The sequence below is a fragment of the Mesorhizobium mediterraneum genome (genome assembly GCF_002284565.1).
GTDB classification, from domain to species: domain Bacteria; phylum Pseudomonadota; class Alphaproteobacteria; order Rhizobiales; family Rhizobiaceae; genus Mesorhizobium; species Mesorhizobium mediterraneum.
This window is the reverse complement of record NZ_NPKI01000032.1, coordinates 22,840-35,886: the sequence shown is the minus strand read 5'-3', so window position 1 is coordinate 35,886 and position 13,047 is coordinate 22,840. Positions and strand designations below refer to the sequence as shown.

At 65.0% G+C, this 13,047-nt stretch carries 13 protein-coding genes; 1 reads left to right on the top strand and 12 read right to left on the bottom strand.

What is annotated here, in order from left to right:
• Position 1: 1 nt before the first annotated feature.
• Together CIT25_RS23870 and CIT25_RS23865 are read right to left on the bottom strand one after the other, a co-directional pair.
• Positions 2-1,603 (bottom strand): ABC transporter permease, encoded by a 1,602-nt coding sequence (locus CIT25_RS23870; protein WP_245329985.1) that lies wholly within the window; start codon positions 1,601-1,603, stop codon positions 2-4.
• Between the two features lie 153 nt (positions 1,604-1,756).
• Positions 1,757-2,731 (bottom strand): ABC transporter substrate-binding protein, encoded by a 975-nt coding sequence (locus CIT25_RS23865; protein WP_095487092.1) that lies wholly within the window; start codon positions 2,729-2,731, stop codon positions 1,757-1,759.
• Between the two features lie 211 nt (positions 2,732-2,942).
• Between CIT25_RS23865 and CIT25_RS23860 the strand changes: the two genes are divergently transcribed.
• Positions 2,943-3,218, top strand: coding sequence for a hypothetical protein (locus tag CIT25_RS23860; RefSeq protein WP_095487090.1), 276 nt, complete (start codon positions 2,943-2,945; stop codon positions 3,216-3,218).
• 10 nt (positions 3,219-3,228) lie between these two features.
• On the opposite strand, the gene CIT25_RS23855 is transcribed toward CIT25_RS23860, so the two are convergent.
• From CIT25_RS23855 to CIT25_RS23810, 10 genes are all read right to left on the bottom strand, one after another.
• Positions 3,229-4,314, bottom strand: coding sequence for a Gfo/Idh/MocA family protein (locus CIT25_RS23855; protein ID WP_095487088.1), 1,086 nt, complete (start codon positions 4,312-4,314; stop codon positions 3,229-3,231).
• Between the two features lie 56 nt (positions 4,315-4,370).
• Complete coding sequence (locus CIT25_RS23850; RefSeq protein ID WP_095487086.1) at positions 4,371-5,135, bottom strand: ATP-binding cassette domain-containing protein; 765 nt, start codon at positions 5,133-5,135, stop codon at positions 4,371-4,373.
• On the bottom strand, positions 5,132-6,133 hold the full coding sequence (locus CIT25_RS23845) for an ABC transporter permease (protein ID WP_095487084.1): 1,002 nt from the start codon (positions 6,131-6,133) through the stop codon (positions 5,132-5,134). The genes CIT25_RS23850 and CIT25_RS23845 overlap by 4 nt, the downstream gene beginning before the upstream one ends.
• Positions 6,130-7,119, bottom strand: a complete 990-nt coding sequence (locus CIT25_RS23840; RefSeq protein ID WP_095487082.1) for a sugar ABC transporter substrate-binding protein — start codon at positions 7,117-7,119, stop codon at positions 6,130-6,132. The genes CIT25_RS23845 and CIT25_RS23840 overlap by 4 nt, the downstream gene beginning before the upstream one ends.
• Positions 7,120-7,484: 365 nt before the next feature.
• A complete protein-coding gene (locus tag CIT25_RS23835) occupies positions 7,485-8,570 on the bottom strand; it encodes an ABC transporter ATP-binding protein (protein WP_095487080.1) in 1,086 nt (361 codons plus the stop codon).
• Complete coding sequence (locus CIT25_RS23830; protein WP_095487078.1) at positions 8,563-9,600, bottom strand: ROK family protein; 1,038 nt, start codon at positions 9,598-9,600, stop codon at positions 8,563-8,565. The genes CIT25_RS23835 and CIT25_RS23830 overlap by 8 nt, the downstream gene beginning before the upstream one ends.
• Positions 9,600-10,322, bottom strand: coding sequence for a ribulose-phosphate 3-epimerase (locus tag CIT25_RS23825; RefSeq protein WP_095487076.1), 723 nt, complete (start codon positions 10,320-10,322; stop codon positions 9,600-9,602). The genes CIT25_RS23830 and CIT25_RS23825 overlap by 1 nt, the downstream gene beginning before the upstream one ends.
• Positions 10,319-11,152: an alpha/beta fold hydrolase gene (locus tag CIT25_RS23820; RefSeq protein WP_095487074.1), complete on the bottom strand. Its 834-nt coding sequence runs from the start codon at positions 11,150-11,152 to the stop codon at positions 10,319-10,321. The genes CIT25_RS23825 and CIT25_RS23820 overlap by 4 nt, the downstream gene beginning before the upstream one ends.
• On the bottom strand, positions 11,152-11,970 hold the full coding sequence (locus CIT25_RS23815) for a sugar phosphate isomerase/epimerase family protein (RefSeq protein WP_095487072.1): 819 nt from the start codon (positions 11,968-11,970) through the stop codon (positions 11,152-11,154). Before CIT25_RS23815 ends, CIT25_RS23820 begins: the two co-directional genes overlap by 1 nt.
• Positions 11,970-13,046 carry a Gfo/Idh/MocA family protein gene (locus CIT25_RS23810; protein WP_095487070.1) on the bottom strand — a complete coding sequence of 359 codons (1,077 nt, stop codon included), beginning with the start codon at positions 13,044-13,046 and terminating at the stop codon, positions 11,970-11,972. Before CIT25_RS23810 ends, CIT25_RS23815 begins: the two co-directional genes overlap by 1 nt.
• Between the last annotated feature and the right edge of the window lies 1 nt (position 13,047).

Here is a 13,047-nt window from a genome sequence, read left to right as displayed (position 1 = left end):
CTTACCGCCAGGGCAAGACGCCTGCCGGAAGCCGCCGGCCGAACCGGTCGAGCACAAGCAGCAGGACGACGACAACGGCAATCGTGGAAACGGCGATCGCGGCGGCCTGCGTTCCCAAGCCTGCTTCCTCGAGGCTGAACAGCACCACGCCGAGCGTCTCATTGCCGCTCGACCAGAGCAAGGCCGAGACCGTCAGCTCGTTGAAGGCGCTCATGAAGACGAGCAGCCCGCCTGCCACTGCCGCGGGTGCGGCGAGCGGCGCGGTTATCGTTGCAAGCCGGCGCAGGGACCCGGCTCCCGACACCGCCGCCGCCTCGTCGAGATCGCGTGAAATCTGCCCGACCGCGGTAGCCACCGGTTTCAAGGCGAGCGTGAAAAACCGCATCGCGTAGGCGACCACGATGATCGAGGCCGTTGCATAGAGGCTGCCGACCAGCGGCAGCGGGCGCAGGAACAGGAGGATGCAGGCAATAGCAAGCACGACGCGGGGGACCGCATAGGGAAGGTCGACGATGCCGCTGAGGAGACGCTGCCAGCGCCGGCCGAGCCGTTCGAGCACGGCGGTCACCGGAATGACGCCGATGGCGAGGATCAGTGCCGCAGCACCGGCAAAAAGAAGGGAATTGCGGAAGGCGCGAACGGTCGAAGCCTGGCGGACAAGAACCTCGGCATAGTTGGACGCGGTCAACGTTTGCCAGCTAAGCGGGACACCGAAGGACGGCACGAGCGACGTCGCCAGCAGCGCGCAAGCCGGAAGCACGAGGATGAAGCCGATCGCCAGCCAACCGAGACCGGCCAGCAGCAGGCGGCAGCGCCCGAGCTCGAAACGCGCCGGCGTGCCTGAAGTAAAGCGGTGAGCGGCGCCGCGCAGAGCCAGCGACTGGCAAGTGACACCGGCCAGCGCCAGCACGCCGACCAGCACCGACAGCGCGGTGATCTGCGGCAAGACGCCAGGTCCAAAACTCGACAGGTCCTGATAGATCAGCGTCGGCAACGTCAGATAGTTGACCGGCATTCCAAGCAGGGCCGGGATACCGAAATTGCCGACGCCGGAAACGAAGGCGAGTGCCGCCGCAGCCACGATATAAGGACGCACGATTGGCAGGACGATGGTTCGCAGCACGAAGAGCGGCCTGGCGCCGGAGGCCCTGGCTGCTTCGACGAGATCGCGAGGAATCTGCGAAAGCCCCGCCCGCAACGTGATGAAGACGATCGGCGCGTGCTGGACGGCGTAAAGCAGGATGATGCCATTGCGGCCGAGCATCGGATTGGGTGTGCCCGGTGGCGGCGCCATGCCGACCATGCCGAGAAGCGTGCTGGACGGGCCAAACAGATGCAGCCACGACAAAGCGGTCACCTGCGGCGCGATCATCAGCGGCAGCAAAAGCAGGAAACCAAGGGGCTTTCGCCCGGGCAGGTCGGTCATGGTGATGGCGATGGCGACGGGGCCACCGAGGCAGACCGCCAGCACGGCGCCGAAAAAGGCAGTATCCAGCGTATGCCACGTCGCCCGTAAGGCGGCGGGCTTGGCCAGGCGTTCGGCGAATGCGCCGAAATCGAGCTCACCGCCCGGCGCAACGGCCGCGACGAGGAGCCTGACCATCGGCAGCAGACTGAGCAGGGCGATGACCAGCAGAACGGCGAGCGCCGACGCGCGAAACCCCGATGTGGTCCGCACCCCGGGCCCGCGCCGTGCCGGCACGGACTGCCCGGGGAGGATATACTGCGCGGACGATACCACTGGCGGCTGGACTCGCTACTGGCTCATCACGGCGCCGAACTTTTCCTTGTTGGCGGCGTCGTTGGCGAGCGCGGCGGCCGCATCGTAGCGCAGCACCTTGATCGACGAGCGATCGGGATAGCCGGCCGGCAAGGCAATATCGGCGCGCGCCGGAATGTAGCCCATCTTCGCGGCGGCTTGCTGTCCGTCCTTGGACAGCAGGAAATCGACGAAGGCCTTGGCCGCCTCGGTGTTCTTGGCCGTGGACAGTATGGCGACAGGCTCGGTGACGGCCGAGACGCCTTCCCTCGGGAATACGAACTCGACGGGCGCGCCCTTGGCCCTTTCGCGGATGGGCATGTAGTCGACAATCATGCCGAACAGCTTGTCGCCGCCGCTGACGGCCTTCAGCACGTCGCCATTGCCGCCGCTTGCCTGGGCGCCGTTCTTGGCGAGCGCGTTGTAATAATCCCAGCCTTCCGGCAGGTTTCCGGTCAGCGTCACGGTGTGGATCATCGCCGCACCCGAGGTCAGCGGGCTGGGCATCGCGACAAGGCCCTTCGCCTCCGGCCTGGTGAGGTCTTCCCAGCTCGCCGGCACGAAGGGCGCCTTGGTGTTGTAGACAATGCCGGTGGTGATCAGCTTGGTCGAGAAATAGGTCTTGTCCTTGTCGTAGAGGGTGGCGTCGATGCCGGAGACATCGGCCTCGGGATAGGCGAGCAGCCTTCCTTCCTTCTTCAGCCCTTCCATGGTCACAACGTCGGCGATCAGAAGCACGTCCGCCTGCGGCTGGCCGGCTTCGATCTCAGCACGCAGCTTGGCCAGGATCTTCGGTGTTCCATCGCGCACCCATTCGACCTTGACTGCGGGGTATTTCGCCATGAAGGCATCGACAGTCTGCTGAGCGTCGGTGTTGGGCTGGCTGGTATAGAGGACCAGCGTGCCGTCGGCAGCTGAAGCGCCTGCGATGGCGGATGCCAAAAACATGGCGGCGAGAATGATCTTGCGCATGGAAAACCCCACTTCGTGTGAAGAGACGGATCCGGCTGAGCGCCGGATGCGAGAACGCTCTCCCTAGCGCCGCAGGATAAACCTATTGTGACAGGCGGGGATCGGCAAGGATGGCAGGTTTTTCGTCGCCTCGGACGATCCGGGGAACTTTTGCTCGGCTGGCGATTTTGGATGTATGGTGAGACGCTGAACGGCCAGAAGGTGATTGCCGATGACGACAAGACGCTTTGCGATCCGCGTGCTCGCTCTCGCGATAGGCTGTAGCCTATCCGCTTCCGCCTTCGCGGGCGACAAGCACCGCGACCACCGGGTTCAATCCGAACGCTACGTTCCCGCCGAAGACGATATCATCGACATCCTGTTTGGCGGCCCGCGCTACTATGACCAGCAGTTGGTCACCACGGCCGCAGGAGCCTGCTCCTACCACCGGATCGGACCCGACGCGAATGCGCTAAACAAGATCAACGATCACCATTGCGGGAAGTAGGCGCGGGCACTCAGCGCCCGCCAGCCTCCTTCATCCGCGCGATGATCTCGGCCATCAGCGCCAGGTCGCGGCGCGAATCCGCCAGGTCCGTCAATGGCCTGGTGCCATCTGAGATGTGGCGGTGGAAAGTCTCCAGCTCGTTGGAGAAGGCGTCGCCATAGAGCGGCCCGAAGGTCCGCGTGACCGGGCCGAGCGGTCCGGCTTCCGTCACTTCGAGCCGTGTCGGCAGGCTGCGGATATAGGGCGTGTCGTAGACGATGCGGATGCGTTTGGTGTTCGAGCGCACCTCGATCATGGCATCGAACAGGCCGAGATCGTCGACCACCGCGTCATACTGGCAGGCGAAATGGCCGTAGTCGAAGGTCACTGAGGTGTTGGCGCCGCCATTGGTCCGGTGCGCGGCGAGCACGCGAACCGGTTCGCCGATGAGCCCGCGCATCGCTGAGATGTGGTGCGACGACAGCGCGGTCAGGCCGCGATAGGCGCGCACGAGATCGGCCGGCGCATCGGCACCTACGACTTCGCGGATCAGCGTGTCGCGCTCCCTGGCGCCGCGTGCCAGTAGCGCCGAGTCGATATCGCTGGGATAGAGGATGTTCTGGCTCTTCTTCAGGAAATGCCGGCCTTCGGAGATCAGGTCGAAGATGCGCACATGAGTGATGTCGGCGAAGGCGGGTAGTTCGTCCCTGGCAGCCAGATAGGCAGGTGCATAGCGGCGCATGTAGCCGACGAAGATCGTCTTGGCGTAATTCGTCGTCAGCACCAGCAGTTCGTCGATCTCGCGCACCGTCAGACAAGCGGGTTTTTCCAGAAGGACGTGCTTGTCGGCTGCTACGGCAGCTCGGACGAAACGGCTGTGGGTGTCATCTGATGACAGAACAAAAACTGCGTCGATGTCGGGCGAATTGATCAGCGCTTCTGCCGTTTCGAAGGCCTTGGCGGTTGGGTATTCGGATGTGCACAGCGCCACCAGGCTCGGCGAGACGTCATGGACGCCCGCTATCACCCAGCGATCGCGCTGGTCGGCCAGCACCGGCAGATGGATCGACTGCGCGACCTCGCCAAGACCCACAAGTCCGACACGGATTATCGCCACTCGCAAACTCCCTTTGTATCGTTCAATTCGTAACGAGATGGCCGGATGGGTTGCCTCTACGCCGCGCCGGTGACAAGTGCGACGAGTTCGTTGCCGGTGGTCTCGGACGATCGGACCGTTGCCACCATCCGTCCCGCCCGCATCACCCAGATCTGGTCGGACAGGCGCCGCACCTGATCAAAATTATGGCTGACCAGAATGACGCTGACGGCCTGTTCGCGCAGCCGCCGGATCAGGGCTTCGACATTGGCCGTCTCCTGCACGCCGAGCGCTGCCGTCGGTTCGTCCATCACCACCACCTTGGCGCCTGAACCCGCGGCGCGGCAGATTGAGATCGCCTGTCGCTGTCCGCCCGACAGGCGCCGCACGCGCTGGCTGACCGAAGGCATGTTGATCGACAGGCGTGACAGCATGGCGCGCGCCTGTTGTTTCATGGCTTTGCGGTCGAGCAGGGCAAAGGGGCCGATCCGGCGCACGATCTCGCGGTTGAGGAACAGGTTCTGCGCCACGGTCAATTCGTCGATCAGCGCCAGGTTCTGGTGCACCGTCTCGATGCCGGCCTTGCGCGCCTCGTCGGGGTTGGCGAAGGGACGCGGCTGGCCGTCGAAGAAGATTTCGCCGCCATCCGGCACATGCACGCCGACCAGACAGCGTATTAGCGTCGACTTGCCGGCGCCATTGTCGCCGATGACAGCGGTGACCTCGCCGCGGCGGGCCTGGAACGCGACGTCGGTGAAGGCGCGAATGCTGCCGAAATGCTTGCTCAGCCCTTGGCAGGCGAGGATCGCCTCGGATGGCGGGATATGATGGACCGCGCTCATTTCTGGTACCGCATGATCAGAGCGGCCAGCACCACGATGGCGCCCACGGCGAGCGGCTGGTAGAACGCCGAAACGCTGAGCAGGGTCAGTCCGTTGACCAACGCGGTGAGCATCAGCGCGCCGATCGCCGGCCCAAGAATGCTGGCGCGGCCGCCGAACAGGCTGACTCCGCCGAGCACCACCGCCGCCACCGAATTCAGGAGAAGGCTGGTGTTGATCTGCGGTTCGGCCGAGCCGATGCGCGCCACCAGGAGCAGTGCGGCGATGCCGGCGCAGAAGCCTGAAATCGTATAGGCGGCGATCTTGACCCGGTTGGTGCGGATGCCGAGCGCGCCGGCGCTTTCGACCTGGCCGCCGGTCGCCAGCAGATGCACGCCGAAGCGGGTGTGGTAGAGCGCTATATGCGCCACGATGACGGCTGCGATCGCCACCCAGACGGGATAGCCGAACGGCCCTAAGGAACCCGAAGCCAGCCGCAGCAGGAAGGTCGAGCCGACCATTATCGGCTCGCCGCCTGACAGGATTAGGCCGAGGCCGGTGACGCCCGAAAGCGTGCCGAGCGTCACCACGAAGTCGGGTATTTTCCCGGCTGTGATGAGCACGCCGTTCAGGAAACCGACCGCGCTGGTGGCGGCGACAGCCAGCGCGCAGGCGAGGAAGATGCCATAACCCGCGGCGTCGACGAGGCCGAGGATGATGGCGCCCAGCATAACCGCGGCAGCCAGCGAGAGATCGATGCCGGCGGTCGCCACGACGAAGGTCTGGCCGATCGACAGCACGACCAGGATCGCCGCCGCTAGCAGCAGGGCCTGCAGATTGGCGATGCTGAGAAAGACCGGCTGGGCGATGCCGAAGACGATGACGAGGCCGACAAGGCCGACGACCGATGCCCAGTCGGCCCAGAAGGAAGGATCCAGGAGGAGAGCCGACAGGGAGGGGCGGCTCTCCTCCGCCGCGCCCGCGGTATGCACGGGCGCGTTTTGTTCAGGAGTGCTCACTTCAACATCTCGCGGAAGGGATCGGGATAGTCGCCGCCCGGGCGCGGGAAGTTCTTCAGCGAGGCTTCGGCATTGTCTTTGTTGATCAGCAAGACCGGCGCCGGCACGTTGGCGGGCAGTTCCTTGCCCAAGGCCGCCGCCTTACAGGCCTCCACGCCCATGGCGCCGACGACATAGGGATACTGGGCGACGGTGGCGGAGAGTTCGCCGGCCGCGACCGATTTCAGCGCATCGACGATGCCGTCAAGGCCGATCACCTTGACGTCCTTGCCCGAGGTCTGGACGGCGCGCTGGACGCCGAGCGCCATGATGTCGTTGGCGGCGAAGAAACCGGCGAGATCGGGATGCGCGGCCAGGATATCGGTGGCCGCGGTCAGCGCCTTCTCGCGGTCCCAGTCGGCGCTGACCATCACCACGACTTCGAGCTTGCCTTCGACGGCCTGCTTGAAGCCCTTGATGCGGGCGTTGCTGCCGACATCGCCGACGATGCCGGCCACCAGCGCGACCTTGGAGCCCGCAGGAACCAGCTTCAGCATCTCCTCGCCTGCCAATACGCCGGCGGCAACGTTGTCGGTGCCGATATAGGTTGAGATGGTGAAGCCGGCGGCCTTGGCCTGCTCGGCGTCGATGGTGCTGTCGATGTTGATGATCGGCTTGTTCTTCTGGGCGACAGGGACCAGTGCCTGGACGAGGTTGCTGACACTGATCGGATTGACCAGATAGCAATCGAAATCCTGCATGGCCATGGCGGTCAGCCGATCGGCCTGCCCGGTGGCGTCGCCCATATTGGCGGCTGCCTGGATAGTGACGGCCACGTTGTCGGCCTTGGCCTGCTCTTCGATGCCCCGGTGCATGTACTGGAAGAAGGGATTGTCGAGACCTTTGACGATAGCGGCGACCTTCGCCGCGTCTTCGGCGTGGGCGGGCATGGAAATAACGGTTGCAAACAGACCTGCGCCAAGCGTCAGGCAATTGAACATGCGCATGCTCTTCCTCCTCCTAATTGTTGGTTGTGTCGCAATCGAACCGTTGTACGGCTAACGGAGTGCCTGTGCCGGCGAAGGCCAGCCCGGCGCTTGCGATGACAAGCTGCCGACCGATCAGCGATTGCGGGTTCCGCGCCCGGTTCGGGCCACTTTTCGTCAGGCATTTCTCCTCCCAGAGCGCTGACCGATGCCTGTCAGCATTTCCGCATGTTTTAGAAAAATTTGACACGCGTCAGGATTTAAAATGGTATGCAGCGGCTTTTGATGTGCTGCAGCGCAGCAGGGAAAGGGAGGAAGAACGCGGCGATGAAGGACAGGCGCTGGCGCTGTCCCGCCAAGGTCTCCCGAATGTCGGGGAATTCAACTCAAGACAGCGAGGCCAGCGCCGGGCCATCCATACGAAACAGATGGCAGACCGCGGGAGAAATATCGAGCGCGATGGGGCTGTGCAGCGGCGTGGTGTCGCCACCTTCGGCCTGCACCACCAGGGTGACATCGGGCGCGACCTCGACATGCAGTATTGTCAGGCTGCCCAGCCGCTCCGCCAGCACGGCTTGCCCCTTGAACTGTCCGTTGGCCGAGGTGCGGAGATGCTCCGGCCGCATGCCGAGCAGCAACTCGTCGCCGGGTCGGGTTGCGCCCGCCGCAACTGGCACGGACAAGGCCGAGCCGTCCGGCAATGTGACGGAGACGCCTTTGGGACCAGTCGCGGCTACTTTCAGCCTCAGCAGGTTCATCTTCGGCGAGCCGATAAAGCCGGCGACGAAGATGTTTGCCGGCTTGTTATAAAGATCGAGCGGCGAACCGACTTGCTCGATGTTGCCGCCGTTCAGCACGACGATCTTGTCGGCCATGGTCATGGCCTCGGTCTGGTCGTGGGTGACATAGATCATCGTCGCGGCCAGATGTTCATGCAGGCGCATCAGCTCAAGCCGCATGCTGACCCGCAAGGCGGCGTCGAGATTGGACAGCGGCTCGTCGAACAGGAAAACTTTGGGATTGCGCACGATGGCGCGGCCGATGGCGACACGTTGACGCTGGCCGCCCGACAGCGCCTTCGGCCGCCGGTCGAGAAGATGCGAAAGCTGCAGCACCTCGGCTGCCTCTCGCACCTTGCGTTCCTTTTCCGCGGCGGAAACACCGGCGATCTTCAGTGCAAAGCCCATATTCTCGGCCACCGTCATGTGCGGATAGAGCGCGTAGGACTGGAACACCATGGCGAGCCCCCGCTCGGACGGATCGATGTCGTTGGCCCGCACGCCATCGATCAGCAAATCGCCGGCGGTGATCTTTTCCAGGCCGGCGATCATGCGCAGCAGCGTGGACTTGCCGCAGCCGGACGGGCCAACGAAGACGACGAATTCGCGGTCCTCGACGTCCAGGTCAAGGCCCTTGATGATCTCGACGGATCCGTAGGACTTGCGCGCACCACGCAGCTTGAGCTCAGCCATGGCTTGTCTCCCTGGCATCGGCACGTTCGGTCGCGCCGTGTTCGTTGTCGTCGTCCTGCGCCATCGCCAGTGGGGCGCCCGGTTCGCCCTCCCACAGGATCAGGCTGGCCGCGCCGATCAGTCCTGCGCGGTCGCCGAGTTGTGCCGGCACGATCGGCACATCCCGGTAGGCCGGCATGGCCCGCTGCTCGACGGTTGCCCTGATGGTTGGAGCCAACAGGTCGAAACCGTTGGCGAGGCCGCCGCCCATGACGATCAGGTCCGGCGAATAGAGGTGAAGCAGGTTGGTGAAGCCGATGCCGAGCCACTTCGCTTCCGCCTCGATCAATTCGAGCGCACTGATATCGCCGGCACGCGCGGCGTCGACGACGTGCCTGGCCGAAACGTCGCCGTCAGCCGAAAGGCGCCTGAGCAGGGAGCCATCGCCCGGCGCTGTCAGCGCCGTGGCGCGCCGCCCGAGCGCGGTTCCGGAGGCGACCGCCTCGAAACAGCCGACAGCGCCGCAGAAGCAGCGATCGCCCTCGCCGGTGATGGTCATGTGGCCGATCTCGGCCGCCAGACCGCGCCGGCCGTGATAGATATGGCCGTCGGCAACCACGCCGCCGCCAATGCCGGTCGACACGGTGACGAACACCAGCGAGCCGCTGCCACGGCCGGCGCCGAGGCGCCATTCGCCGAGAGCCGCCGCATTGGCGTCGTTCTCCAGCCGCACCGGCAGGCCGAATTGCCGGCCGAGAATGTCGATCAACGGCACGTCGTGCCAGCCGGCCAGGGTCGGCGGGGCGATCACGATGCCGGCCTTGGGATCAAGCGGCCCCGGCGCGCCGATGCCGATGCCGACGACATCCGCCTGTGGGCGCTGTGTCAGAAGAGCCCCGGCCAGTGCAATGATCTGGCCGATCACCGCATCGGATCCCGCGATCGCCATCGTCGGCGCCGAAACTTGCGCGACAACGCGGCCGCCGCTCTCGACCAGCGCGCCGCGCAGCTCCGTTCCGCCGAGATCGAAGGCGAGGGCTAGTCTTGTCATCAGGCGGCGACCTTCAGCCCATGCAGCCAGGCCATGCGTTGCGCGAGGTCGGGGTCGCCGAATGCCAGCGATCCGAGCACCACCGTCTCGGCCCCGGCGGCGCGCAAGCGCGGCACCGTCTCGTGGCGGATGCCGCCGTCGGCAGCCAGGATGATGTCGGTTTCACGGCCGGCTTGCCGCATCAGCGTGCGCGCCTCTAACAGGCGTGGGCAGGCCTGGTCGGAAAGGCTCTGGCCCTTGACGCCGATGGATGTGCCGAGAAGCGTCACGAACGCGACTTGCGACAGGAAAGGCGTGACCGCAGCGACCGGCGTTTCCAGCCTGAGCACCACACCGGCCTCGGCGCCGAGATCACGCGCCAGCCGCACGGCGCGCAGGCCGGCTTCGCCGTTTTCGGCATGGACGCTGATCAGGTCGGCACCGGCCTCGATGAACTGGCGGGTCTGCTCCTCGACGATCTCCGCTTCGACCATCAGGTGCACATGGATCGGCTTTGCCGTCAGCCCGGCGATCCGCCCCACCAGATCCGGGAAGAACAGGAATCCGGGGGTGAAGCGGGCGTCCGCGACGTCGATGTGGTGGAGGTCGACAAATGGATCTATGCGCTTCAGGTCGCGCTCCATATTGGCAAGGTCTGACGACCACAACGAAAACTCGCCCAGCAGCCGCTTGCGCGGCAGGGCGGCGATGGCAGCGGGGCCGGACAGGGATTTGATCGTCATGACGGAACGAGGCTCCGGATGTTGAAGTGAGCGTGAAGGAAGGTGGTGATCTCAGTCTGTAGCTCGGCGAAATGCCTGACGCTGTCGAGCGCCTTGGGAGTGATTTCGGCAAAGGCCGCGCCGGGGATGGGCGAGGCAAGCGTGTGGGCGGCAGAAAGGGGATGCACCGCATCCATGGCGTTGCCGATGACCAGCGTGGGGATGCCAAAGGCCGCGGCGTTGTTCGCTGAAACACCTGGGCCGTCGGCGGCGATGTCGGCGAGTACCTGCGCGAACGCGGCGGCATCCGGCCGGTCGAAATAGCCGAACAGCGAAGCGAGATTGTCGGGTGCGTCGCGCTGGAGGCGCGCTGCCGTCTGCGATTGTGCGAAGATCGTTCTCGCCTTGCCAGGGCCGTGGTCGAGGATGAGGCCGGCAACCTCGGCGATCGGCCGCATGTTCACGGGTGCGCTGCCGAAAATCCAAGCCGGACGCACAAGCATCAGGCCCGCGACACGGTCCGGATGACGGCAGGCAAGGCGCATGGCGATCGCGGCGCCCATGGAAATGCCGCCGGCGACGAAACGGTCGAGACCGGCTTGATCGGCGGCGGCAACAACATCGTCCGCGAACATGCTCAGGGAAAAAGGACGGCTGGTGCCCAGTTCGGAGGCGCCGTGCCCCCGGCATTCCAGCGTGACGCGCCGCGACCCCGACCCGGAAGGGAAAGCTTGGGCGACCTGCGCCTCGCCACCGCCCAGCCCGTGCTGGAACACGACCGCCAGCCCGTCGCCTGTGTCGGAAACCCGCAGCGCGGCGTCGTCGCGAAGCAAGGTAGTCGGGCGGGTCATCACACCAGCCCCTTGAGGAAACGGGCGACTTCGGGCGCTTCCTCAGCCGAAAGCCCATGTGTCACCAGCGGCCCGTCAAAGCCTGATGCCTTCAGTCGGGCGACAAAATCCGGGAAATTGACGACACCTTGCCCGGCGGTGGCGAAGCGTCCGTCGGCGAAACGGTCCTTGGCATGGGCCATGGCGACATGGCCGGCCGTGGTCTCGACCGCAGCGGCCACGATGGCGCGTGCTTCGGCGGGGCTGGCCTGCTCGAACAGGTTTGCCGGATCGAGCACGATGCGCAGCCGTTTAGAGCCCATCGCTGCAATGAGGCGCATCGCGTCTCCCGCCGAGGTGACGATGTTGGCCTGTTCGGGTTCGATGCCGAGGTCGACACCGTGACGTTCGGCGAGATCAAGCGCCTTTTCCATTTCGCCCGCCATGTCGGCCCATGCCGAGGGATCGGGATTGTCGGGATGGTGCGCCCACTGGTCGTCCGGGTTGCGGGTTCCTGTGCACAGCGTGACCAAGGGAACGGAAAGATCTGCCGCGGCCTCGATGATCACGCCAAGCCGGCGCAGGCCGTCGTCGCGCACAGTCCTGTCCGGATGGGCCATGTTGTAGGTGCCCGAGAGCGCCACCAAGGCGACACCGCAAGCATTCGACGCGGCCGCGATGGCGCTGATGGCGTCGTCAGGGACCGCATCCGGCATCGAGGGCAGGCCGGCGCAGGCCAGGTTGAACTGGGTGACGGCAAATCCCGCGTCGCGCACCGCCGCCAGCACACTGGCCGGCTCACGCCCCGGGAAGGTCTTGGCGAACACCCCGATCTGCATCAGACCGCTCCCGTCACGCTGGCGATCTCGACGCGCTCGCCGCTCTCGACCGAACGGGCGATTGCCACCATGGCGCGGATCGAGGCAAGGCCGTCCTCGACGTTGGCGCCGCGCATCGGCTTGTTGTCAAGGACTGTCTCGGCGAGGCCTTCGAGCTGGCGCCTGAAGAAATGCCCGTCGGCGCCCAGCGGCTTTCGTGATGTCGCATCCTTCTCGTGAAAAATATCAACCTCGCTCGCCCGGAAATACCAGGGATTGAAGGTCTTCGCGATCACTGAGCCGTTCTCGCCATAGAGCTGAAAACCCTCGTGCCAGTCCATGCGGACGGCCACGGTGAGATCGAGATGGCCAAGCGCGCCGTTGGCGAACTCCGTTTCGACGAACCAGCAATAGGCGCCGAAACGCTCGTTGAGGCGGGCACGCACGGCGACGATCTCGCCGCACAGGAAGCTCGCCGTGTCGACGAGGTGCGAGCCGTGCGCGAGCATGAAATACTGCCTGAGATCGGCTTTCGGATTGCCGCCAGGTTTCCTTGCCAGCTTGCTGGTGACGGGAAGCGGCTGGACCGCATCAGTGTTGGTGTAGCGATGGGTGGAATCGCAATACCAGGCCTTCAGCGCCAGGATTTCGCCCATCTCGTCGCGGACGAAATCGCGCGCCGCCTCCAGCGCCGGATCGAAGCGCTTCATATGGCCGACCTGCAGCACCTTGCCGGAGCGCCTGACCGCATCGGCGAGCATCTCGCCTTCCTCGACCGAGACGCCGATCGGCTTCTCGCACAGCACGTGCTTGCCGGCCTCGAGCGCCTTGATCGACATCGGAACATGATAGGCGTCCGAGGTCGCGACGATCACCGCCTCCAGTTGCGGGTCGGCGAGCATCTCATCGTAATCGCCATACATCTTTTCGGGTTCATAGGTCGCGCCCATGCGCGCCAAGAGATCGGGGGCGGCATCGCAGATCGCATAGAGGTCGGCATTACTGGCCTTCACGCAGGATTCGAGATGGGCGAATTGCGCGATCGGCCCGCAGCCGAGCACACCGACACGAAGGCGACGGTCTTGCTTCCGGATCATG